The sequence below is a fragment of the Streptomyces sp. NPDC001100 genome (assembly GCF_053598575.1).
Window position 1 is genome coordinate 18,346 of sequence record NZ_JBSFKO010000002.1, and the last position, 22,650, is coordinate 40,995.

At 69.7% G+C, this 22,650-nt stretch carries 20 protein-coding genes; 14 read left to right on the forward strand and 6 right to left on the reverse strand.

Going from position 1 to position 22,650, the window contains the following annotated elements:
* Positions 1 to 24 precede the first annotated feature (24 nt).
* The 7 genes from ACWDEW_RS02305 (at position 25) to ACWDEW_RS02335 (ending at position 9,362) form a co-directional block, all read left to right on the forward strand.
* On the forward strand, positions 25 to 1,695 hold the full coding sequence (locus ACWDEW_RS02305) for a fumarate hydratase (protein WP_450508793.1): 1,671 nt from the start codon (positions 25 to 27) through the stop codon (positions 1,693 to 1,695).
* 223 nt (positions 1,696 to 1,918) lie between these two features.
* The gene (locus ACWDEW_RS02310) at positions 1,919 to 2,296 is read left to right on the forward strand and encodes an SH3 domain-containing protein (RefSeq protein WP_450508795.1); all 378 of its coding nucleotides are present in this window, start codon (positions 1,919 to 1,921) and stop codon (positions 2,294 to 2,296) included.
* Positions 2,297 to 2,476: 180 nt separating this feature from the next.
* On the forward strand, positions 2,477 to 3,229 hold the full coding sequence (locus tag ACWDEW_RS02315; protein ID WP_450508797.1) for a DUF2690 domain-containing protein: 753 nt from the start codon (positions 2,477 to 2,479) through the stop codon (positions 3,227 to 3,229).
* Positions 3,230 to 3,266: 37 nt separating this feature from the next.
* Positions 3,267 to 4,652 (forward strand): class II fumarate hydratase, encoded by a 1,386-nt coding sequence (locus ACWDEW_RS02320; RefSeq protein WP_450508799.1) that lies wholly within the window; start codon positions 3,267 to 3,269, stop codon positions 4,650 to 4,652.
* Between the two features lie 72 nt (positions 4,653 to 4,724).
* A complete protein-coding gene (gene fomD, locus ACWDEW_RS02325) occupies positions 4,725 to 5,408 on the forward strand; it encodes a cytidylyl-2-hydroxypropylphosphonate hydrolase (RefSeq protein ID WP_450508801.1) in 684 nt (227 codons plus the stop codon).
* Between the two features lie 302 nt (positions 5,409 to 5,710).
* Positions 5,711 to 7,807, forward strand: coding sequence for a SpoIIE family protein phosphatase (locus ACWDEW_RS02330; RefSeq protein WP_450508803.1), 2,097 nt, complete (start codon positions 5,711 to 5,713; stop codon positions 7,805 to 7,807).
* Positions 7,808 to 7,904: 97 nt separating this feature from the next.
* The gene (locus ACWDEW_RS02335; RefSeq protein ID WP_450508805.1) at positions 7,905 to 9,362 is read left to right on the forward strand and encodes a catalase; all 1,458 of its coding nucleotides are present in this window, start codon (positions 7,905 to 7,907) and stop codon (positions 9,360 to 9,362) included.
* 83 nt (positions 9,363 to 9,445) lie between these two features.
* Here ACWDEW_RS02335 and ACWDEW_RS02340 read toward each other — a convergent pair whose 3' ends face one another.
* Complete coding sequence (locus tag ACWDEW_RS02340) at positions 9,446 to 11,797, reverse strand: transglycosylase domain-containing protein (RefSeq protein WP_450508807.1); 2,352 nt, start codon at positions 11,795 to 11,797, stop codon at positions 9,446 to 9,448.
* Positions 11,798 to 12,043: 246 nt separating this feature from the next.
* On the opposite strand from ACWDEW_RS02340, the gene ACWDEW_RS02345 reads away from it, so the two are divergent.
* The 5 genes from ACWDEW_RS02345 (at position 12,044) to ACWDEW_RS02365 (ending at position 16,986) form a co-directional block, all read left to right on the forward strand.
* Positions 12,044 to 12,970, forward strand: coding sequence for an SPFH domain-containing protein (locus ACWDEW_RS02345; protein ID WP_450508809.1), 927 nt, complete (start codon positions 12,044 to 12,046; stop codon positions 12,968 to 12,970).
* The gene (locus tag ACWDEW_RS02350) at positions 12,967 to 13,224 is read left to right on the forward strand and encodes a hypothetical protein (RefSeq protein ID WP_450508811.1); all 258 of its coding nucleotides are present in this window, start codon (positions 12,967 to 12,969) and stop codon (positions 13,222 to 13,224) included. The genes ACWDEW_RS02345 and ACWDEW_RS02350 overlap by 4 nt, the downstream gene beginning before the upstream one ends.
* Positions 13,225 to 13,400: 176 nt before the next feature.
* Positions 13,401 to 13,925: a PadR family transcriptional regulator gene (locus tag ACWDEW_RS02355; protein WP_450508813.1), complete on the forward strand. Its 525-nt coding sequence runs from the start codon at positions 13,401 to 13,403 to the stop codon at positions 13,923 to 13,925.
* Positions 13,922 to 14,614 (forward strand): ABC transporter ATP-binding protein, encoded by a 693-nt coding sequence (locus tag ACWDEW_RS02360; protein ID WP_450508815.1) that lies wholly within the window; start codon positions 13,922 to 13,924, stop codon positions 14,612 to 14,614. The genes ACWDEW_RS02355 and ACWDEW_RS02360 overlap by 4 nt, the downstream gene beginning before the upstream one ends.
* A 65-nt stretch (positions 14,615 to 14,679) precedes the next feature.
* A complete protein-coding gene (locus ACWDEW_RS02365) occupies positions 14,680 to 16,986 on the forward strand; it encodes an ABC transporter permease (RefSeq protein WP_450508817.1) in 2,307 nt (768 codons plus the stop codon).
* 28 nt (positions 16,987 to 17,014) lie between these two features.
* On the opposite strand, the gene ACWDEW_RS02370 is transcribed toward ACWDEW_RS02365, so the two are convergent.
* The 4 genes from ACWDEW_RS02370 to ACWDEW_RS02385 all read right to left on the reverse strand — a co-directional run bounded on the left by ACWDEW_RS02370 (position 17,015) and on the right by ACWDEW_RS02385 (position 19,946).
* Complete coding sequence (locus ACWDEW_RS02370) at positions 17,015 to 17,443, reverse strand: hypothetical protein (RefSeq protein WP_019072752.1); 429 nt, start codon at positions 17,441 to 17,443, stop codon at positions 17,015 to 17,017.
* 4 nt (positions 17,444 to 17,447) lie between these two features.
* Positions 17,448 to 17,807, reverse strand: coding sequence for a roadblock/LC7 domain-containing protein (locus tag ACWDEW_RS02375; RefSeq protein WP_019072753.1), 360 nt, complete (start codon positions 17,805 to 17,807; stop codon positions 17,448 to 17,450).
* A gap of 69 nt (positions 17,808 to 17,876) precedes the next feature.
* A complete protein-coding gene (locus tag ACWDEW_RS02380; protein WP_450508818.1) occupies positions 17,877 to 18,791 on the reverse strand; it encodes a MarR family transcriptional regulator in 915 nt (304 codons plus the stop codon).
* Positions 18,792 to 18,914: 123 nt separating this feature from the next.
* The gene (locus ACWDEW_RS02385) at positions 18,915 to 19,946 is read right to left on the reverse strand and encodes a LysR substrate-binding domain-containing protein (protein WP_450508820.1); all 1,032 of its coding nucleotides are present in this window, start codon (positions 19,944 to 19,946) and stop codon (positions 18,915 to 18,917) included.
* A 134-nt stretch (positions 19,947 to 20,080) separates the two neighbouring features.
* Between ACWDEW_RS02385 and ACWDEW_RS02390 the strand changes: the two genes are divergently transcribed.
* The gene (locus tag ACWDEW_RS02390) at positions 20,081 to 20,632 is read left to right on the forward strand and encodes a peroxiredoxin (RefSeq protein ID WP_450508822.1); all 552 of its coding nucleotides are present in this window, start codon (positions 20,081 to 20,083) and stop codon (positions 20,630 to 20,632) included.
* Positions 20,633 to 20,638: 6 nt separating this feature from the next.
* Positions 20,639 to 21,184 carry an alkyl hydroperoxide reductase gene (locus tag ACWDEW_RS02395; protein ID WP_450508824.1) on the forward strand — a complete coding sequence of 182 codons (546 nt, stop codon included), beginning with the start codon at positions 20,639 to 20,641 and terminating at the stop codon, positions 21,182 to 21,184.
* A gap of 24 nt (positions 21,185 to 21,208) precedes the next feature.
* Here the strand turns inward: ACWDEW_RS02395 and ACWDEW_RS02400 are convergent, their stop codons facing one another.
* Positions 21,209 to 22,537 (reverse strand): AI-2E family transporter, encoded by a 1,329-nt coding sequence (locus tag ACWDEW_RS02400; protein ID WP_450508826.1) that lies wholly within the window; start codon positions 22,535 to 22,537, stop codon positions 21,209 to 21,211.
* Positions 22,538 to 22,650 lie beyond the last annotated feature (113 nt).

Sequence of the window (22,650 nt, forward strand, 5' to 3'; positions counted from 1 at the left end):
CTGTCGAGTGAGGAATGGGCTGCGATGCCTGAGTTCGCGTACACCGATCTGCTCCCCATGGGAGAGGACACCACCCCGTACCGGCTGGTGACCTCCGAGGGTGTCTCCACCTTCGAGGCCGACGGGCGGACGTTCCTCAAGGTCGAGCCGGAGGCGCTGCGCAAGCTCGCGGCCGAGGCGATCCACGACATCCAGCACTATCTGCGGCCGGCCCACCTCGCGCAGCTGCGCCGGATCATCGACGACCCCGAGGCGTCGAACAACGACAAGTTCGTGGCGCTGGACCTCCTGAAGAACGCGAACATCGCGGCGGCCGGTGTGCTGCCCATGTGCCAGGACACCGGTACGGCGATCGTCATGGGCAAGCGCGGACAGAACGTCCTCACGGAGGGCGGCGACGAGGCGGCCCTCTCGCGCGGCATCTACGACGCCTACCTGAACCTGAACCTGCGGTACTCGCAGATGGCCCCGCTGACCATGTGGGACGAGAAGAACACCGGGTCGAACCTGCCCGCGCAGATCGAGCTGTACGCGACGGACGGCGGCGCCTACAAGTTCCTGTTCATGGCGAAGGGCGGCGGCTCCGCCAACAAGAGCTTCCTCTACCAGGAGACGAAGGCGGTCCTCAACGAGGGCTCCATGATGAAGTTCCTTGAGGAGAAGATCCGTTCGCTGGGTACGGCCGCCTGCCCGCCGTACCACCTGGCGATCGTGGTCGGCGGTACGAGCGCCGAGTACGCGCTGAAGACCGCGAAGTACGCCTCCGCGCACTACCTGGACGAGATCCCGGCCGAGGGTTCGGAGCTGGGCCACGGGTTCCGGGACAAGGACCTGGAGCAGAAGGTCTTCGAGCTGACGCAGCGGATCGGGATCGGGGCGCAGTTCGGCGGCAAGTACTTCTGCCACGACGTGCGGGTCGTCCGGCTTCCTCGCCATGGCGCCTCGTGCCCCGTCGCCATCGCCGTCTCCTGCTCCGCCGACCGCCAGGCCGTCGCGAAGATCACCGCGGAGGGCGTCTTCCTGGAGCAGCTGGAGACCGACCCGGCGCGGTTCCTGCCGGAGACGACGGACGAGCACCTGGACTCCGCCGAGGAGGACGTCGTCCGCATCGACCTCAACCAGCCCATGGACGACATCCTCGCCGAGCTGACCAAGTACCCGGTCAAGACCCGGCTCTCGCTCTCCGGCCCGCTGGTCGTGGCGCGCGACATCGCGCACGCCAAGATCAAGGAGCGGCTGGACGCGGGCGAGGAGATGCCGCAGTACCTGAAGGACCACCCGGTGTACTACGCCGGGCCCGCGAAGACCCCCGAGGGCTACGCGTCCGGTTCCTTCGGTCCTACGACGGCCGGCCGCATGGACTCCTACGTGGAGCAGTTCCAGGCCGCGGGCGGCTCCAAGGTGATGCTCGCCAAGGGCAACCGCAGCAAACAGGTCACCGACGCGTGTGACGCGCACGGCGGTTTCTACCTGGGCTCCATCGGTGGCCCGGCGGCCCGGCTGGCCCAGGACTGCATCAAGAAGGTCGAGGTCGTCGAGTACGAGGAGCTCGGCATGGAGGCGGTCTGGAAGATCGAGGTCGAGGACTTCCCGGCGTTCGTCGTCGTCGACGACAAGGGCAACGACTTCTTCCAGAACCCGGCGCCCGCACCGACGTTCACGACGATTCCGGTGCGGGGGCCCGGGTTGGCGTAGCGCCGACCGGCCCCGCCTGGGGGCTCCGCCCGCAGACCCCCGATCGGCCCCGAAAGGGCTTCGTCCTCAAACGCCGGACGGGCTGATTTTGTCCCGCCGTACAGGATGTCGTCCCGCTTTGTCCCAGGGATGAACGGGACGGCATCTTCACCCCCTCCTGCGGAAACGCTCCGTACCGACAGGATCACACCCCGTGATCCCGCTCGACTCGGAGGAACCCCCCATGATCCGACGCACCCTGCGTAACGGTCTCGTGGCCGCGTTCGCGGCCGTCGCCCTCTTCCCCGCAGCAGCCGTCGCCGCCCCGGCCGGCCACTCGGCGCCGCACCCCACCCGGCACCACGTCACCCGCCACCACGTCACCGCCCGCGCCTGGGGCAGCGTCACGACCCGCCACCACACCCGGCTGAACCTCCGCTCGGGCCCCGGCACCGGCTACCGGGTCGTCGGCACGCGTCCGGTCGGGCGGGCGCTGCCCATCCTCTGCAAGACGCGCGGTTCCGGCGTCTTCGGCAACCACCGCTGGTACAAGCTCCCGCACCACGAGGGCTACGTCTCCGCGCACTACGTCCGCAACCACAGCGCCGTCCGCTGGTGCTGACCCCCGCCTGACCCGGCCGGCCAACAGCACCGCCCGACGGGACGGTCCCGTACGTCCCGTCGGGTGGTGCCAGGTCAACACCCCTTCATATTCCGGAATATTCGGGGCGATCCGGGTGTGGCCCCGCACCGCCCCCGGGAACGGATCACGGCGGTCACCCCGGTACGGCGAGGGAGCAGGATGGAAAGCCACGTGACGGTCGAGCGGCAGCGGCTCCTGACGGAACGGCTCCGCCTCCTCAAGCAGCGGACCGGACTGAGCCTGGCCGCGCTGGCCACCGTCACCCCGTACAGCAAGTCGACCTGGCACCGGTATCTGAACGGCGACCAGCTCCCGCCCCGGGCCGCGGTCGAGGCGCTCGCTCGGCTCGCGCGCACCGACCCCGGCCCGCTGCTCGCCCTGTGGGACACGGCGGTGCGGGAGCAGCCCGGGCCCGCCGCCGCACCACAGCCACCGGTCCCGCCCGCGGGCCCCCGTCGGCTGCGCGCCCCTGCCCGCGCCCTCGTCGCCCTCGCCGCGATGGCCACCACGGTCGCGGTCACCGCCGGTGCCGCCGACGTCCTCGACCGCGACGGCGGGGCGGAGTGGCACGCGGCGGCCTCCTGCCGGGACGGTGGCTGTCAGGGGGAGCTGCCGTCCACCGGGACCTGTGCCCGGGACGCCCGTACGGAGAGCGTCGTCGCACGGGCCGCCCAGGTCGTACGGCTCCGGTACTCGCCGTCCTGCGCCACCGTGTGGTCCGAGGTGCGCACCCGGGTCGGCGGCGCGCGGGAGATCTCGATCAGGTCGGGCCGGGACGAGCTGTCCGCCGAGTACCCGGGCGACCGCTCGGACGGCTACAGCAGCCCGATGCTGGCCGCCGCGGACCCGCGCGGGGCACAGGCGTGCGCCGAGGTGGCCGGAAGGCCCGTCTGCACGGCCCCGGACCGCTGACCCGGAACATCCCCGCCCTCCCGGTCGATATACAGGTATGAGCGACTACCGCATCGAGCACGACTCCATGGGCGAGGTACAGGTCCCGGCGGACGCCAAGTGGCGGGCGCAGACGCAGCGTGCCGTCGAGAACTTCCCCATTTCCGGCCAGCGCATCGAGCGTGCCCACATCGAGGCGCTGGCCCGGATCAAGGGTGCCGCCGCCAAGGTGAACGCCGAGCTGGGCGTGCTGGACAAGGACATCGCGGAGGCGATCCAGGAAGCCGCCCGTGAGGTGGCCGACGGGGCCTGGGACGAGCACTTCCCGATCGACGTGTTCCAGACCGGGTCCGGCACCTCGTCGAACATGAACACCAATGAGGTGATCGCGACCCTGGCGACCGAGCGGCTCGGGCGCGACGTGCATCCGAACGACCACGTCAACGCCTCGCAGTCGTCCAACGACGTCTTCCCGTCCTCCATCCACATCGCGGCCACCGGTGCCGTGATCCACGACCTGATCCCGGCCCTGGAGCATCTCTCGGGCGCGCTCTCGCGCAAGTCCGTCGAGTTCGCCGACGTCGTGAAGTCCGGGCGGACGCACCTCATGGACGCCACCCCCGTGACGCTGGGGCAGGAGTTCGGCGGGTACGCGGCCCAAGTGCGGTACGGCGTCGAGCGGTTGCAGGCCTCACTGCCCCGGCTGGCCGAACTGCCGCTCGGCGGTACCGCGGTGGGCACCGGGATCAACACCCCGCCCGGTTTCTCCGCCGCCGTGATCGCGGAGGTCGCCCTGGTCACCGGGCTGCCGCTGACCGAGGCGCGGGACCACTTCGAGGCGCAGGGGGCGCGGGACGGGATCGTCGAGACCAGCGGGCAGTTGCGGACCATCGCCGTAGGACTGACGAAGATCGCCAACGACCTGCGGTGGATGGCGTCCGGGCCGCGCACCGGGCTGTCCGAGATCTCGCTGCCGGATCTCCAGCCGGGGTCCTCGATCATGCCCGGCAAGGTCAACCCGGTGATTCCGGAGGCCGTGCTGATGGTCGCCGCGCAGGTCGTCGGGAATGACGCGACCGTCGCCACCGCCGGGGCCGCGGGCAACTTCGAGCTCAATGTGATGTTGCCGGTGATCGCCAAGAACGTCCTGGAGTCCATCCGGCTGCTCGCGAACGTGTCGCGGCTGCTCGCCGACCGGACCGTGGAGGGGATCGTCGCGCACCGGGAGCGCGCTCGTGAGTACGCCGAGTCCTCGCCGTCCGTCGTCACCCCGCTGAACAAGTACATCGGGTACGAGGAGGCCGCCAAGGTGGCCAAGAAGGCGCTGGCGGAACGCAGGACGATCCGCCAAGTCGTGCTGGAGAACGGCTATGTGGAGCGCGGTGACCTGACCGAGGCGCAGCTCGACGAGGCCCTCGATGTCCTGCGGATGACGCGTCCGTAACCAATTGCCGCCATGGCGTGAACCGTGACGCGCGCCGCAGCGTCGTATGCCCGGGGCACCTAATATCTGTCCATGGCAGACGGTGGAGCGGTGGAAGCGGGTACGTCTACGGCCTTCTGGGCGCCCGGGAGTCAGATCCTGTGGCGCTACCGGGAGAACGCCGGACCGCGCTTCCACATCGCCCGCCCCGTCACGGTCGTCCGCGACGACGAGGAACTGCTCGCCGTCTGGATGGCGCCCGGCACCGAGTGTGTGAAGCCCGTGCTCGCGGACGGCACGTCGGTGCACGGGGAGCCGCTGGAGACCCGGTACACCAAGCCGCGCACGGTTCAGCTGGACCGCTGGTTCGGTACGGGCGTGCTGAAGCTGGCGCGGCCCGGTGAGCCGTGGTCGGTGTGGCTGTTCTGGGAGCCGGGATGGCGGTTCAAGAACTGGTACGTGAACCTTGAGGAACCGCTGGCCCGTTGGGCCGGCGGGGTCGACTCCGAGGACCACTTCCTGGACATCACCGTTGACCCCGACCGGAGTTGGCAGTGGCGTGACGAGGACGAGTTCGCGCAGGCCCAGCGGGACGGGCTGATGGATCCCCAACTCGCCGAGCGGGTACGGAAAGCCGGCTGGTCGGCGGTGGAGGTGATCCGCGCGTGGGGTGCTCCGTTCGCGGACGGCTGGCAGCACTGGCGCCCGGATCCGTCCTGGGCTGTACCTTCACTTCCGGAGGACTGGGACCGCACCCCCGCGCACATGTCCACATGAGACCCTTGATGCGCCCCCGGTGCGCAACCGTAGGATCGTCCTCCGCAAGGGCACCGCGACAACTCCCGGGGCAGATACCGGGACTGACCAGATGTCACCGAGGGGCGGCAGGACGTGAGCGAGGGGTACGAGGGCAACACCGGCGACACCGGTCCTGAGGGCCGCCGGTCCACCGGTGGCACAGGAACAGCCTCTGACCACGCGGGAATTCCGTTCCTGGGGCACGTATTCCGGGTATCGGCATTTCGGCGGGACGATCCGCACGCGCGGCGTGCGGTCCCGGACGGACGGATTCGACACGCGTGACGGAGCACCCCACCTCCTTCGAGCGCCCACAGGGCGCCGACCCCACGGACCCCCGTGGGGCGCTTCTGCGTACCTCGACGCCGCCGCCCAGGCCGTCCGGTGCCCCGGCCTTACCGGCTCAGGCACGCACCGGCGAGCCGTCCTCGGCGCCGGGTACGAGCACGTCCCGCGCCAAGGGGAAGGACCCGGCAGGTACCCCTGTGAAGCCCGACACCGCAGGTGGCTCCGAGCACTCCCAGCCCTCGGCCGCCGAACCCGACGCCCACCGTCCGCGTCCCGTGCCCGACGGCATCCCGGCCCAGCCGAGCGGCGGCGAGGTCCCCGATGCCGCCGCCAAGGAGCGCCGTACGGGACAGGGGCTGCCCCCGGGCGGTCCGATGCCGATGCGGCGGGACGGGGACCGGCTGCGCTTCGTGGGCGCCGCGACCCGGCGGATCGCCCGCGGCATCGACCTGGACGAGATCGTGATGGGGCTGTGCCGGGCGACCGTGCCGACCTTCTCGGACGCGATCCTGGTCTATCTGCGCGACCCGCTGCCCGTGGGCGACGAACGGCCCACGGGTCCCGTCGTGCTGCGGCTGCGCCGTACCGACCGGATCCCGGAGGAGCGGGACACGGAGAACGGCTTCATGCCCGCGCTCCAGCCCGAGCAGCCGTCCGAACTGTCGGCGGTCACCGCCGAGTTGTGCGAGGTCAGGCCCGGCGGCGCGCTGAACGAGGTGCTGCGGGGCGTCCGTCCCGTCTTCGCCGACTCCCCGGCCGCCCGCGCCGCACTGCCCGAACTTCTCGGCGAGGGCGGCGAGTTGATCGTCCCGGCCGGACAGCGGGCGATCCTCGCGCCGCTGCGCGGCCGGCGCCGGGTGATCGGCGCCGCGCTCTTCCTGCGCGGCCCCGAGCGCATGGCGTTCGAGGCCGACGACCTCCTGGTGGCCGCCCAACTCGCCACGCACAGCGCCCTGGGCATCGACAAGGCGGTGCTCTACGGCCGTGAGGCGTACATCGCCGACGAGCTGCAGCGCACCATGCTCCCCGAGACCCTCCCGCGCCCCACCGGCGTACGGCTGGCCTCCCGCTACCTCCCGGCCGCCGAGACGGCCCGGGTCGGCGGCGACTGGTACGACGCGATCCCGCTGCCCGGCAGCCGAGTCGCCCTGGTCGTCGGCGACGTCATGGGCCACTCCATGACCTCGGCCGCGATCATGGGCCAACTCCGCACCACCGCACAGACCCTGGCGGGTCTCGACCTGCCCCCGCAGGAGGTCCTGCACCACCTCGACGAACAGGCCCAGCGGCTGGGCACCGACCGCATGGCGACCTGCCTCTACGCCGTCTACGACCCGGTCTCGCACCGCATCACCATCGCCAACGCGGGCCACCCGCCGCCGGTGCTGCTGCATCTGGGCGGCCGGGCCGAGGTCCTGCGAGTGCCGCCCGGCGCCCCGATCGGTGTCGGCGGCGTCGACTTCGAGGCCGTGGAACTGGACGCGCCGGCCGGAGCGACGCTGCTGCTGTACACGGACGGGCTGGTCGAGTCGCGCCTCAGGGACGTCTGGACCGGCATAGAGCAGCTGCGCGAGAAGCTGGCCGCGGTCGCGCAGCTCACCGGACCGGACCATCCGCCGCCCCTGGAAGCCCTGTGCGACGAGGTGCTCGACATGCTCGGCCCGGGCGACCGGGACGACGACATCGCGCTGCTCGCCGCCCGCTTCGACGGGATCGCGCCGAGCGACGTGGCGTACTGGTTCCTCGATCCGGAGGACTCGGCGCCCGGCCAGGCCCGTCGGCTGGCCCGGCGGGCGCTGGCCCGCTGGGGCATGGAGGACATGAGCGACTCGGTGGAGCTGCTGGTCAGCGAGGTGGTGACGAACGCCGTGCGGTACGCCTCGCGGCCGGTCACGCTCCGGCTGCTGCGGACCGATGTGCTGCGCTGCGAGGTCGGCGACGACGTGCCCCAGCTGCCCCGGCTGCGGCAGGCGCGGGCCACGGACGAGGGCGGGCGCGGGCTCTACCTGGTCAACAAACTGGCCCGTCGGTGGGGAGCGACCCGGCTCAGCACCGGAAAGGTGGTCTGGTTCGAACTGAACCGGAATTAGACCTCGTCCAAAAGTTGCCGAGGTCCCGGCGTGGGAGTTGACTGCTGGGGTACGCGAAGCGAAAGCGACCTACTTTCTTCCGAACAGGAGGACGCTCGTGACGCAGTCACCCCAGCACACCCCGTACACCACGAACAACGTCGGCATCCCGGTGGAGAGCGACGAACACTCCCTCACCGTCGGACCCGACGGCCCGATCCTGCTCCAGGACCACTACCTCATCGAGAAGATGGCCCAGTTCAACCGGGAACGGGTCCCCGAGCGGGTGGTGCACGCCAAGGGCAGCGGCGCGTACGGCTTCTTCGAAGTCACCAACGACGTCAGCCAGTTCACCCGGGCCGATCTCTTCCAGCCCGGCAAACGCACCGAGATGCTGGCCCGGTTCTCCACCGTGGCCGGCGAGCAGGGCTCGCCCGACACCTGGCGCGACCCGCGCGGCTTCGCCCTCAAGTTCTACACAGAGCACGGCAATTACGACATGGTGGGCAACAACACCCCGGTCTTCTTCGTCCGGGACACCATCAAGTTCCAGGACTTCATCCGCTCGCAGAAGCGCCACCCGGCGACCGGGCTGCGCAGCAACGACATGCAGTGGGACTTCTGGACCCTCTCCCCCGAGTCGGCACACCAGGTGACCTGGCTGATGGGTGACCGGGGCATCCCGAAGACGTACCGCCACATGAACGGTTACAGCTCGCACACGTACATGTGGATCAACGGGGCCGGTGAGCGGTTCTGGGTGAAGTACCACTTCAAGACCGACCAGGGCATCGAGTACCTCACCCAGGCCGAGGCCGACGAACTGGCCGGGTCCGACGGCGACAAGCACCGCCGGGACCTCTACGAGTCGATCGAGTCCGGGAACGCGCCGAGCTGGAGCCTGAAGGTCCAGATCATGCCGTTCGAGGACGCGGCGGACTACCGCTTCAACCCCTTCGACCTGACCAAGGTCTGGCCGCACGGGGACTACCCGCTGATCGACGTCGGCCGCATGACCCTGAACCGCAACCCGGACGACTACTTCGTCCACATCGAGCAGGCCGCCTTCGAGCCCTCGAACCTGGTCCCGGGCATCGGCCCCTCGCCGGACAAGATGCTGCTGGGCCGGCTGTTCTCGTACCCGGACACCCACCGGTACCGGATCGGCCCCAACTACGCCCAGCTGCCGCCGAACCGACCGCACTCACAGGTCAACTCCTATGCCAAGGACGGCCCGATGCGGTACGAGGCGTCCAACGCGGCACGGCCGTACGCCCCGAACTCCTACGGCGGACCGGCGGCCGACTACGCGCGGTTCGGCGACCCGGCGAGCTGGCAGACCGCAGGTGAACTGGTCCGCGAGGCAACCAAGTTGCACCGCGAGGACGACGACTTCGGGCAGGCCGGCACGATGGTCCGCGAGGTCCTCGACGACGCGGCCCGCGACCGGCTGGTGTCGAACGTCACCGGCCACCTGAAGGCCGACGTGTCCCGCTCGGTCCTCGACCGCGCCCTGCAGTACTGGCAGAACGTGGACAAGGAACTCGGCGACCGGATCGCCGCGAACTTCGAGTAGCGGTACGCGAGTTCACCCAGCGGTACGCGAGAGGGCGCCCGGCGATGTGCCGGGCGCCCTCTTCGTCCGTCCGTCCGGCCCGGCTACTGGCCGAACTGGTCGAGCGGCTGGTCCGTGATGTCGCCGCTCGGTGTCGTCGGCGGATTGGTCGTCGGCGTCGGGGTGGGTGTCGGGGTCGGCGTGGGAGTCGGGGTCGGCGTGGGTGACTCCGTCGTCGGGGTCGGCGAGGGACTCTTCGTCGTGGGAGTCGGGGTCGGCGTGTTCGACACGGTCGCGCTCGGGGTCGGCGTGAAGTCCGGCTCGACGGCCGCGCCCTGGTCGGTCTCCAGGTCGAACTTGCTGTTCGCCTTGGTCACTCCGAACATGTACGTCGCCCAGATCTGCGCCGGGTAGCCACCACCGTTGATACGGCCGCCGCCCGCGGTGATCAGACCGGTCGCACCGGTCAGCGGGACCTGGGCGCCGCTGCCCTTCTTCTCGCCGAACAGGCCCACCGAGGTGACCAGGTCGGGTGTGTAGCCGGTGAACCAGGCCGACTTGTTGTTGTCGGACGTACCCGTCTTGCCGGCGACCTGCTGCCCGTCGCGCTTGCTGTTCTCGGCCACCGACACCTTCGCCGTACCGTCGTCGACCACACCGGTCAGCACCGAGGACACCGTGTCGGCGGCCTCACGCGGGATGACCTGGGCACCGATCGGGTTCGGCATGGTGACCGTGCGCGTGTTGTGCGACACCGACTTGATGATCGCCGGGGTGACCTTCCGGCCGTGGTTGTCGAAGGTGGCGTAGACGCCGGCCATCTCCATCGGACTCGCGCCCATGGTGCCCAGGGTCTGCGCCGGTACGGCCTTCAGGTCGCCGGGGTCCATGCCCAGCTGCTCGGCGGTCTTCATCACCTTGTCCATGCCGACGTCGACACCGAGCTGCGCGAAGACCGAGTTGATCGACTTGTTCATCGCCGTCTGGACGGTGACCTTGCCGTAGTTCTGGTCGTCCTCGTTCTCCGGCGCGAAGGCGATGGCGCTGCCCACGACAGGGCGCTTGCTGGTGCCGTCGTAGAGCGTGTCGGCGGTGATCGTCTTGCCGGACTGCGTCTTGGCCTGGTCGGCCAGGGCCGCGGCGAGGATCACCGGCTTGAAGGTGGAGGCGGGCTGGTAGTCGGTGCGGGTGGCGTTGTTCGTGAAGTGCTCCGTGTAGCCCACGCCGCCGTACATCGCCACGACCCCGCCCGTCTTCGGGTCCACGGACACCGCGCCCGGCTGGACGTTCCCGTCGACCTTGCGCTTCTTGGCGTTGAGCTTGCTGGTCAGCTGGGACTTGACCGACTTCTCCAGCTGGGCCTGCTTCTTCTTGTCGATGTTGAGCGTGATCGTCCAGCCGCCCGCGTCGACCAGCGCCTCGGCCTCCTTGGTGTTGGCGGCCTGGCCGCTGGAGATCAGCTGCTTCTCCAGCGCCGCGTTGGCCTCGGTCACCAGGTAGCCGTTCTGCCCCTCCATGCCGGCCTCGGCCTTGGGCGGCTTGGGGGTCGGGAACGTCATCTTCTGGCGCTCGGCGGAGCTCAGCCAGTTCTGCTTGACCATGTTGTTCAGTACGTAGTTCCAGCGCGCCTTCACCAGCTGCTTGCCGGTGTCGGTGGCTATCGCCCAGTCGTACTGGTTCGGCGCCTGGAGCAGCGCGGCGAGATAGGCGCCCTGCTCGACCGAGAGCTTCCTCGCGTCGACCTGGTAGTAGGCCTGGGCGGCGGCCTGGATGCCGTAGGCGCCGCGGCCGTAGTAACTGGTGTTGATGTAGCCGGCGAGGATGTAGTCCTTGGACTTCTCACGGTCCAGCTTCAGCGAGATGACCAGTTCCTTCAGCTTGCGCGTGACGGTCTGGTCCTGCGTCAGGTAGTAGTTCTTGACGTACTGCTGGGTGATCGTCGATCCGCCCTGCGCGCCCTTGCCGGACAGCGTGTTGAGCAGGCCGCGCGCGGTGCCCTTGAGGTCGACGCCGGCGTCGTTGTAGAAGGTCTTGTTCTCGGCGGCGACGAACGTCTCCTGGACGGGCTTCGGGACCTGCGAGAGGTCCACGTTCTCCCGGTTGACCTGGCCCCTGCGGGTCAGGATCGAGCCGTCGCTGTACTTGTAGACGTTGCTCTGGAGCTTCGCGGTCGCGTTGCCCGCGGGGATGCTGATCATCATGTAGAGCACGATGAACGCGCCGATGCCGAGCAGACAGAAGCCGAGGAACGTGCCGAGGATCTTCTTCCAGGTGAAGAGTCTGCGTATGAAACTCTTACCGCCCTTACCGCCCTTGGCATCCACGCTGCCCGTGCCGGTCGAGGCGCCGCCTGCCGGCCTTGTGGCTGTGGCGGTGGCCCCCGACGAGCGGCGGGTCTTGGGCGCCGCGCGGTGGCCACCGCGTTGGCGCGCTCTTCTCTCTTCCGCTCGTCCCATGAGTCCGTTCCGCTCCGCTTCGCTCTCTTGTGCTCTGGTGTCACACGGGTTCGCCCGTCAAGTCAGCTCAGAAAGCTAACACCAGGAGTTGTGACAAAGGGCTGTCGATCCGGCCCATTACGGACGTGACAATCAGCACCCGTCCTTATGGAACCGACGTACGAAAGGGGTTGAGGGTTGCCATGGAGGGGTAATCTGATATCAGATTGCTAGAACCAAGCTAAGAACCGACACAGGGGGACCACCATGACCACGGACACGCCCGCGGACGTACCCGAGATGCCCGCCCCGCGCGTGCGCGAGTTCGCCGCGCACAGCATCGGCGGCGCGCTGGCGCTCGTTCTCGGACTGGCGGGGCTGCTGCTCGCCGCCGGACTGCTCGCCACCGCCACCGCGGTCACCGCGCCCGGCGGCAAGGCCGCGCTGATCGTCGGCGGCCTCCTCGTCTTCCTGGCCGCGGTCATCGCGATGCGCGGGCTGAACACGGTGGCGCCGGGCGAGGCGCGGGTCGTGCAGCTCTTCGGGCGGTACCGGGGGACGATCCGGCAGGACGGGCTGCGCTGGGTGAACCCGTTCACCGCACGGACGAAGATCTCCACCCGCGTGCGCAACCACGAGACCGCGGTCCTCAAGGTCAACGACGCCTACGGCAACCCGATCGAGCTGGCCGCGGTCATGGTGTGGAAGGTCCGCGACACCGCGCAGGCCACCTTCGAGGTGGACGACTACAGCGACTTCGTCGCCATCCAGACCGAGGCGGCCGTCCGCCACATCGCCATCGAGTACCCCTACGACTCCCACGACGAGGGCGGGCTCTCGCTGCGCGGCAACGCCGAGGAGATCACCGAGAAGCTCGTCGTCGAACTGAGCGCACGCGTCGAGGCGGCCGGCGTCCAGATCATCGAGTCCCGTTTCACGCACCTCGCGTACGCGCCCGAGATCGCCTCGGCGATGCTCCAGCGGCAGCAGGCCGGGGCGGTCGTCGCGGCCCGGCGGCAGATCGTGGACGGGGCGGTGGGCATGGTCGAGGCCGCGCTGGCCAGGATCACCGAGCGGGACATCGTGGAGCTGGACTCCGAGCGGAAGGCGGCGATGGTGTCCAACCTGCTGGTGGTGCTCTGCGGGGACCGGTCGCCGCAGCCCGTGCTGAACACGGGAACCCTGTACCAGTGACGGTTCCCTCCGGGGGTTCGGCCCCTCAGCGTCAGCCGCAGCAGCGCAAGCAGGTGCTGCTGCGGTTGGACCCGTCCGTGTACGAGGCGATCGCCCGGTGGGCCGGGGACGACCTGCGGTCCGCCAACGCGCAGATCGAGTTCCTGTTGCGGCGGGCTCTCGCAGAGGCAGGGCGGCTTCCCGGTGAGGCCGGACCACTGCCTCGTCGTGGCCGGCCTCCCGGGGGCTCCGCCCCCAGACCCCCGTCGGCCTGAAGGACCTCGTCCTCAAACTCCCCCAGAGGGGGGACCCCCAACGGGCTGAGATATCCGCACCCGGCATGTAGCAGAACCGTGACAATCAGCCCCCACCTGCGGGGCCGTACCCCGGGCCATGATCTACACACCGTGCGTATACACACCGGGTATACCCCGTGTGTAGAGTGCTCCGCATGTCCATCGGTCACACCCTTCTGGGGCTCCTTGAGTCCGGCCCGCGCCACGGTTACGACCTGAAGCGGGCCTTCGACGAGAAGTTCGGTCACGACCGGCCGCTGCACTACGGCCAGGTCTACTCCACGATGTCCCGCCTGCTGAAGAACGGCCTCGTCGAGGTCGACGGCATAGAGGCCGGCGGCGGTCCCGAGCGCAAGCGGTACGCGATCACCGACGCCGGGATCACCGACGTACAGAAGTGGCTCGCGACGCCCGAGAAGCCCGAGCCGTATCTGCAGTCGACCCTCTACACCAAGGTTGTTCTCGCGCTGCTCACGCACCGCGACGCGGCGGAGATCCTCGATGTGCAGCGCTCCGAGCATCTGCGCGGCATGCGGATCCTGACCGACCGCAAGCGCAAGGGCGATCTCGCGGACCAGCTGATCTGCGACCACGCCCTCTTCCATCTGGAGGCCGACCTGCGGTGGCTGGAGCTCACCGCGGCGCGTCTCGGAAAGCTCGCCGAGGTGGTGGCCAAATGACGACACATCCCGCCGGTTCCCTGCTCGCGGCCCAGGAGCTGCGCAAGGCCTACGGGCCGACGACCGCGCTCGACGGCGCCGAGTTCTCCATCCATCCCGGAGAGGTGGTCGCCGTGATGGGGCCCTCCGGGTCCGGGAAGTCGACGCTGCTGCACTGCCTCGCCGGGATCGTGCCGCCCGACTCGGGCTCGATCATGTACAACGGGCAGGAGATGGCGACGATGAGCGACGCCCAGCGCAGCGCGCTGCGCCGCTCGGAGTTCGGGTTCGTGTTCCAGTTCGGCCAGTTGGTGCCCGAGCTGACCTGTGTCGAGAACGTGGCGCTGCCGCTGCGGCTCAACGGCACCTCCCGCAAGGAGGCCGAGCGCGCCTCGCTCCAGTGGATGGAGCGCCTTGAGGTCGACGACCTCGCCAAGAAGCGGCCCGGCGAGGTCTCCGGCGGTCAGGGGCAGCGCGTCGCCGTGGCCCGCTCGCTGGTCACCAACCCGCGGGTGCTGTTCGCCGACGAGCCGACCGGCGCGCTCGACTCGCTCAACGGCGAGCGGGTGATGGAACTGCTGACCGAGGCGGCCCGGTCCACCAACGCGGCCGTCGTGCTGGTCACGCACGAGGCGCGGGTGGCCGCCTACTCCGACCGCGAGATCGTCGTACGGGACGGCAAGTCCAAGGACATGGAGCGCATCGTATGAACGGGCGATGGGGGCACCGCCCGCGCGAGCGAAGCCGAGCGTGGGGGAGGGCGGCCGATCTGGCCATGGGGGTGCGGTTCGCCTTCGCCGGCGGACGTGAGGGCTGGGTGCGGGCCGTACTGACCGCCGTCGGCGTCGGGCTCGGGGTGGCGCTGCTGCTGCTCACCACCGCACTGCCGAACGCGCTCTCGCAGCGCGACGACCGCGGCAACGCCCGGCAGGACTTCACCTACAGCGGGAAGGTACTGCCGAAGGCGGACAACACCCTGGTCATCGCCAACTCCGACACCACGTTCCGCAGCAAGGACGTGCGCGGCCGGCTGCTGGAGCCGGACGGCACCAGGGCGCCGCTGCCGCCGGGGCTCGCGAAGTTCCCCGCGACGGGCGAGATGGTCGTCTCCCCCGCGCTCGACAAGCTCCTCAAGTCCGGCTCCGGGAAGCTGCTGCGCGAGCGGCTGCCCTATCGCATCACCGGCACCATCGCGCAGACCGGGCTCATCGGACCCGCCGAACTCGCCTACTACGCGGGCGGCAAGAACCTCCTGCAGCACCAGTCCGGCAGCAACGTGGAGCGCATCAACTACTTCGGGCCCTCCCCCAACAGCACGCCGGACAAGCTCGACCCGATCCTGCTGCTGCTCGTCCTGATCGTCTTCGTCGTCCTGCTGCTGCCGGTCGGCGTGTTCATCGCGGCGGCCGTGCGCTTCGGCGGCGAGCGCCGGGACCAGCGGCTCGCGGCGCTGCGCCTGGTCGGCGCGGACGGGCGGATGGCGCGCCGGATCGCGGGTGGCGAGGCGCTCGCGGGGGCGCTCCTCGGACTCGTCCTCGGTACCGGATTCTTCCTCGTGGGGCGGCAGTTGGCGTCACTCGTCGAAGTACGGGACATCAGCATGTTCCCGAGCGACCTCAACCCCTCGCCGCTGCTCGCCCTGCTCGTCGCCGTCGCCGTGCCGGCCGCGGCCGTCCTGGTGACGCTGTTCGCGCTGCGCGGGGTCGTCATCGAACCGCTCGGGGTGGTCCGCAAGGCGAAGCCGCCGCGGCGCCGGCTGTGGTGGCGGCTGCTGATGCCGCTGGCCGGCCTCGCGATGCTGTACCCGATGATCGGCAAGGGCAACACCAACGGGAACTTCAACCAGTGGCTGGTGATCGGCGGCACGGTCCTGCTGCTCGTCGGCATCACCGCCCTGCTGCCGTGGATCGTCGAGGCCACCGTGGCCCGGCTGAACGCCGGCTCGGTGTCCTGGCAACTCGCCGTCCGCAGGCTCCAGTTGAGCAGCGGTACGGCGGCGAGGATGGTCAACGGCATCGCGGTCGCGGTGGCCGGTGCGATCGCGCTGCAGATGCTGTTCGCCGGCGTCGAGGGCGACTACACCAAGGAGACCGGCAACGACGTGAACCGGGCCCAGATCGAGGTCACCGTCGACGGCGGCACCTCGCTGGCGCAGGCCAACGGGCAGCTCGCCCGGACCAAGGGCGTGCGGCGGACCTCGCCCATCTCGCTCACCTCGGTCGGCGACCGGGCCAGCAACCCGAACGCCGAACTGGAGGTCGCCGTCGGCAGCTGCGCCGAACTGCAGGAGGTGGCCCGTCTGACGGGGTGCCGCGACGGCGACATCTACCGGATCACCGGCGGCGGCACCGACTCCGAACTCCAGACGGCACAGACGGCCAAGGCGGGCAGGACGCTGTACTTCGACCCGTCGTACGACTCGTCACCGGCCCACACCGTGGCCTGGAAGGTGCCCGCGGGTCTGAAGAAGGCGACCCACCGCGAGGACCCGACCGGCTACGCCCGCGACGGACTGCTGATCACTCCGGGCGCGCTGCCCGCGAACGCGGCGAAGAGTCTGAACCAGCATGTGTTCGTCACGGTCGACGCCTCGGTGCCGGACGCGACCGACTATGTACGCAACACCGCCGCGAAGCTCGACCCGCTGTCGGACGTGTTCACCCTGGCGGCCACCCGGCAGTCGGCGCAGTTCACGTCCATCCGCACCGGACTGCTGGTCGGCGCCACCTGTGTGCTCGTCCTGATCGGGGCAAGCCTGCTGGTGTCGCAGCTGGAGCAGTTGCGCGAGCGCAGGAAGCTGCTGTCGGTGCTGGTCGCCTTCGGCACCCGGCGGCGCACGCTGAGCCTGTCGGTGCTGTGGCAGACGGCGATCCCGATCGGGCTGGGCCTGGCGCTGGCCTCGGCGGTGGGGCTGACCCTGGGGACGGTGTTGCTGAAGATGACGGCCACGCCGGTGTCCATCGACTGGGCCAGCGTGCTGACGATGACCGGCATCGGTGGAGCGGTCGTCCTGGCGGTGACACTGCTCAGCCTGCCGCCCCTGCTGCGGATGATGCGGCCGGACGGGCTGCGCACGGAGTAGTCCGTCCGCAGCCGCCCGTCCGCCCTCGTCAGAGTCCGTACTCCCGTACCACCCGGCGGACCTGGGCGAAGAGCATGCCCACGTTCACCGACTTGCGGCAGACCACCACGGCGACGACGTCCTGTTGCTCGGTCATCCGCACGAACAGATGGGTGAGGTTCTCGCTGTTGACGAGGATCTCCTGGAAGAAGTGGTGGTCACTGGTGATCCCGCGACGCTCCTTGAAGACGTCCTCGATCATCACGACCGTCCGGCCCTGGAACAGGTCGAGGGTCGCACCCGCCAGCAGGTCGAGGACCTCTGGCGGGTGGTTGTCGATGGTCTCGTACGACAGCAGCATGCCGGTGGACATGTCGACCACGCCCGAGGCCACACAGTCGGGGGCGTCGGTCCGGAGGGTTTTGACCAGGCCCATCACCTGGTCGGAGAATCCTGGGGTCATACGCTTCGTCGCCATCCCTTCACACTCCTTCTGATGCCTTCTCGGTGAGGATCGACTCGATCCGGTCGAGCGTCGGCCGGGCCGCCAGATGCAGCCGGTCCACGTCCATCCCCTCGTCGCCGAGCACCACCATCAGCGCGGTGTCGCCCACGGCGTAGGTCGCGGCGCAGCCGTGACTGCCGTACGTCACCGTCTGGCGCAGCGTGCCGCGGTCGGTGGCTGCGGCCGTGCGCCGGGCGAGGCCGAGGCCGGCCGCGGCGAGCGCGGCGAGGACCTCCGGGTCGATCGAGTCGGCGGTGTCGGCCGCGATGAGCAGTCCGTCGGCCGCCGTGACCGCGGTGTCGGTGATTCCGGTCACCTGTTCCCGCAGTGTGCGCATTTCCAATGTCAGGGCTTTGTGATCCACTTACTCAACTCCTCCAAAACTGATCACATTTGTCCATCAGGGTCATTTCGAGGTTCCGTTCCGCAGGCGGAAGAACCCTTTCCAGCCCGCCCCGCTCTTTTCGGGGACGAGAGATTCGGTGATGCCGCTGGCTCCCGGATTCCGGCGGGGCAGCGCGGTGGGTGCGGTGGGCGCGACGAACTGCGGGGGCGCGGGCGCCGGTTCGCGACGGCGCAGGGCGGGCCCCTCGGGCGGCACCCGGACCGGGATCGGCACCGGGGTGTCGGAGCACTCCAGCAGTCCTTCGGCGAGCATCCGCGCGACCTCGGCGGTGACCGGGTAGACCCCGCGCCCGGTCCGGAAGGCGAGATCGCGGGCGGTGCGGCGGCCGTCGACATGGGTGAGCAACTCCCGTTGCAGCATGCCGAGTCCGGCCTCGTCGAGGCCGCCGGCCGGGGCCCGGGGGCGTTCCCGGTCGGGCCGTACCGGATACGGGAGCGCGGCGATCGCGGCGAGTCTGCGGGCCCCGTCCTGGAGCAGCCGGATCGGGGGTTCGCCGATGCCGACCGGCGCCAACGGCCTTACGTCCGGGGTGCGTTCGCAGTGGTCGACGTCTCCGGCGACGACCGCGAAGGCCGCGTCGTGCAGGGCCAGCACACAGACGATCCGCAACTGGGCGGCGCCCGCGTACCCGTGGGCGATCAGTCCGGCCACCGGCCAGCGCGAGCCGCCCGACTCCCGTACCAGATCGGCCCATTGCTCGCCGGTGATCCGGCCGGAGCGCAGCAGCAGCGCCTCGGGGCCGGGTGCGCCGGGACTCTCAACCGCGATGACGAGCCCGCCGCGCAGATGGAAGATCCCGCCGGGTCTGCCGGACACCCGCAGTCCCCCGGTGAACTCCTCGCGCCCACAGGCCGAAAGAGCCGCCGCGAGCAGGTCGTGACCGACCCGGCCGAGGGAATCCCGAATGCCCGACATCACTCCCCTAGGCTTTTCGTACACGCACCTGACGTGTAGCGCTGAGGGGTGAAGGTGTATCAGTCCGAGCGCATATTCCGGCGGGATTCTTCCTAGCTGCCTGCGGGTGACGGAAGTTGAGAATTACCGCCGTTCGATTTCCTTTGTCCGACGCTCATTTGACCGAACGGGGACGGGTCGGTTACCGGTCGCGGCGACCCGGTCGCCGGTGCCCAACACCCTGACGGGCAGCGGTCGCAGGGCCTCGCGGAGGGCGGCGGCCAGCTCCTGGTACTCGGCACGGCGGGCGGCTCCGGTGCGCATCGCGAGGGCGATCCGGCGGGTCGGGGCGGGCTCGGCGAAGTAGCCGGTGAGGAGCTGGTCGCTGCGGGTGGTCTCGACGCGTACGGCGGTCCGGGGCAGCAACGTGACCCCGAGCCCGCCGGCGACGAGCTGCACCAGCGTGGCGAGTCCGGCCGCGGTGGTGGTGACGGGGGCGTCCGCGCGGCCCGCCTCCCGGCAGATGTCGAGCGCCTGGTCGCGCAGGCAGTGCCCCTCGTCCAGGAGCAGCAGGTTCAGCTCGCGCAGTGCCTCGCGCGGAATGCCGGTGCGCCCGCCGAGGGGATGGCCGAGAGGCGTGACGAGCACGAAGTCCTCGTCGAACAGCGGGAGTTCGACCACTCCGGGCATCCCGAGGGGCACGGCGAGCAACAGCAGGTCGAGGCGGCCGGTGGTCAGCCCTTCCAACAGGTTCGCGGTCTGCTCCTCGTGCACCTGGAGGTCGAGGGCCGGGTACCGGTCGTGCACCAGCCGCAGCACGGTCGGCAGCAGATACGGCGCGACGGTCGGGATGACCCCGAGGCGCAGCGCCCCGGTGAACGGGGCCCGCACGGCCTCCGCCTCAGCCAGCAGCGCCCCGACCTCCTCCAGCACCGCCTTCGCCCGTACGGCGAGCCGCTCACCGGCGGGCGAGAGCAGCACCTTGCGGGTGGTGCGCTCCAGGAGGGTGACGCCGAGGGTGTCCTCCAGTGCGGCCACGGCTCCGGACAGAGCGGGCTGGCTCATGCCGATCGCGGCTGCGGCGTCCCGGAAGTGGAGGTGTTCGGCGACCGCGGAGAAGGCGCGCAACTGGGCCAGGCTGGGCTGGCGTCTCTTACTCGTATTACTAACGGTCACTGATAACCGCCTCCGATCAACACGCCCCAGTGTAGCTATTTCCACAATCAATGCACGTTGTGCCAGGATCGGGCCCGACCAAACCACGTGAAGCACCCATTCCGTTTGGGTGCTTTCCGCTGCAAGGAGAACCCGTGCTCACTGTCGGTGACAAGTTCCCGTCGTTCGATCTGACCGCCTGTGTCTCGCTGGAGAAGGGCAAGGAGTTCGAGCGGATCACTCACAAGACCTATGAAGGTTGGAAAGTGGTCTTCGCGTGGCCCAAGGACTTCACCTTCGTGTGCCCCACCGAGATCGCCGCCTTCGGGAAGCTGAACGAGGAGTTCGCCGACCGTGACGCCCAGGTGCTCGGCTTCTCCGGCGACTCCGAGTACGTCCACCACGCCTGGCGCAAGGACCACGACGACCTGCGCGACCTGCCGTTCCCGATGCTGGCCGACTCCCGGCACGAGCTGATGCGGGACCTCGGCATCGAGGGCGAGGACGGCTTCGCCAAGCGCGCGGTGTTCATCGTGGACCAGAACAACGAGATCCAGTTCTCCATGGTGACCGCGGGCTCGGTCGGCCGTAACCCCAAGGAGGTCCTGCGGGTCCTCGACGCGCTCCAGACGGACGAGCTCTGCCCGTGCAACTGGACCAAGGGCGAGGCCACGCTGGACGCGGGCGCGCTGCTCGCCGGGGAGTGACCCGAGATGTCACTGGACACCCTGAAGTCCGCCATACCGGACTACGCAAAGGACCTGAGGCTCAACCTCGGTTCGGTCGTCGGCAACTCCGAGCTGCCCGCGCAGCAGCTGTGGGGGACGGTCCTCGTGACGGCGATCGCCTCTCGATCGCCGCTCGTGCTGCGGGAGTTGGCGCCCGAGGCGAAGGCCAACCTGTCGCCGGAGGCCTACACCGCGGCGAAGTCCGCCGCCGCGGTCATGGCGATGAACAACGTCTTCTACCGGACCCGGCACCTGCTGTCCGACCATGAGTACGGCACCCTGCGGGCGGGCCTGCGGATGAACGTGATCGCCAACCCCGGCGTCGACAAGGTCGACTTCGAGCTGTGGTCGTTCGCCGTGTCCGCGATCAACGGGTGCGGGACGTGTCTCGACTCGCACGAGCAGGTGCTGCGCGGGGCGGGGGTCGAACGGGACGTGATCCAGGAGGCGTTCAAGATCGCGGCGGTGGTTCAGGCCGTGGGGGTTGTGTTGGAGGCGGAGGCGGTACTGGAACCTCTCGACCGACGGTGAACGGTGGGTGGGCGGGAAAGGTCCTTACGGGGCCCGGTCCGGCGGTGAGGGGTCGACCGGCGTCGATGACACCGCCGTAGCTCCCCTCGGCTTCGGAGACAGCCGAGGGGCCGGCTCCGTGCCCTGGGCGTACGCCCTCAGGTAGCTCACCACCGTGTTGGTGACCGCGACCAGGGGAACGGCGACCACCGCTCCGCCGATCCCCGCGATCATGCCGCCCGCCGCGACGGACAGGACCACCGCGAGGGGGTGGACCCGGACCGCGCGGCCCAGGATGAAGGGCTGGAGGATGTGACCCTCGATCTGCTGGACGGCGAGGACGACGCCCAGGGTGAACAGTGCCACGACGACGCCCTGGGTGACCAGCGCGACGACGACCGCCAGCGCGCCGGAGGCGACCGCGCCGACCAGCGGGATGAACGAGAACAGGAAGATGAAGACGGCGAGGGGCACGGCCATCGGTACGCCGAGGAAGTAGATGCCGATGCCGATGCAGATGGCGTCGATGAGGGCGACTATCACCGTGCCGCGGACGTAGGCCGTGAGCGTGCGCCAGGCACGCGGGCCCGCGCCCGCCATCGCCGGCCGGGCCGCCGCGGGCACCAGCTTCAGTGTCCACTGCCAGATGCGCGGGCCGTCGTAGAGGAGGAAGAGGGTCGAGAAGACCGTCAGCAGGATGCCGGTCAGCGCCTCCACGATGACCTGGACGCCCTCCAGGCCCGCCGAGGTGATCTGGTCGGTGTTGGCGCCGATGGCCTCGCGGAGGTTCTTCGCGATCTGGTTGATCTGCTTCTCGGTGACGTGGAACGGGCCCTTGAGCAGCCAGTTGCGCAGATCGTCGACGCCGTTCTGGACCTGGTCGGAGAGGTTGTCGATGTTGGCCATGACCTGCCAGGTCACGAACCAGCCGATCAGGCCCATCACGACGAAGCCGAGGATCGCGGTGAGGGCCGTGGCCACCCCGCGCGGGAAGCCGTAGCGGATCAGGCGGGCCACCGTCGGCTGGAGCAGTGCCGTGATCAGGAGTGCGGCGACGAAGGCCAGGACCACGAGTTGTACGGCGCTGATGACCCGCATCAGCACCCAGACCGTGCCGGCCAGGATCAGCAGCCGCCAGCCCGCCTCGGCGGCCACCCGCACACCCCAGGGCACGGCGAGCGCGGGGTCGGGGCGGTCACGGGCGATGGTGACGGGTACCGGGACGGGCTCCGGGATTTCGGGGTCGGCGGCCGGCAACTCGGGCCCGGCGTCGGTGTGTTCCTTCTCCACCTCGGCACGGCGCTCGTCCAAGCGCTCCCCCATCTCGCTCAGCCCGTTGCCGAGCCGACCGAGCCACCCTGGCACTCGCGACATGATCCGCCCTCTTCCCCCGTCTGTCCCCACCCCACTCCCCCTTGGAGCCGTTGCGTGTCCGACCGTACAGGGCGAAGGCCCCTCCCCCTAGGACGGGGAGGGGCCTCGCAAGG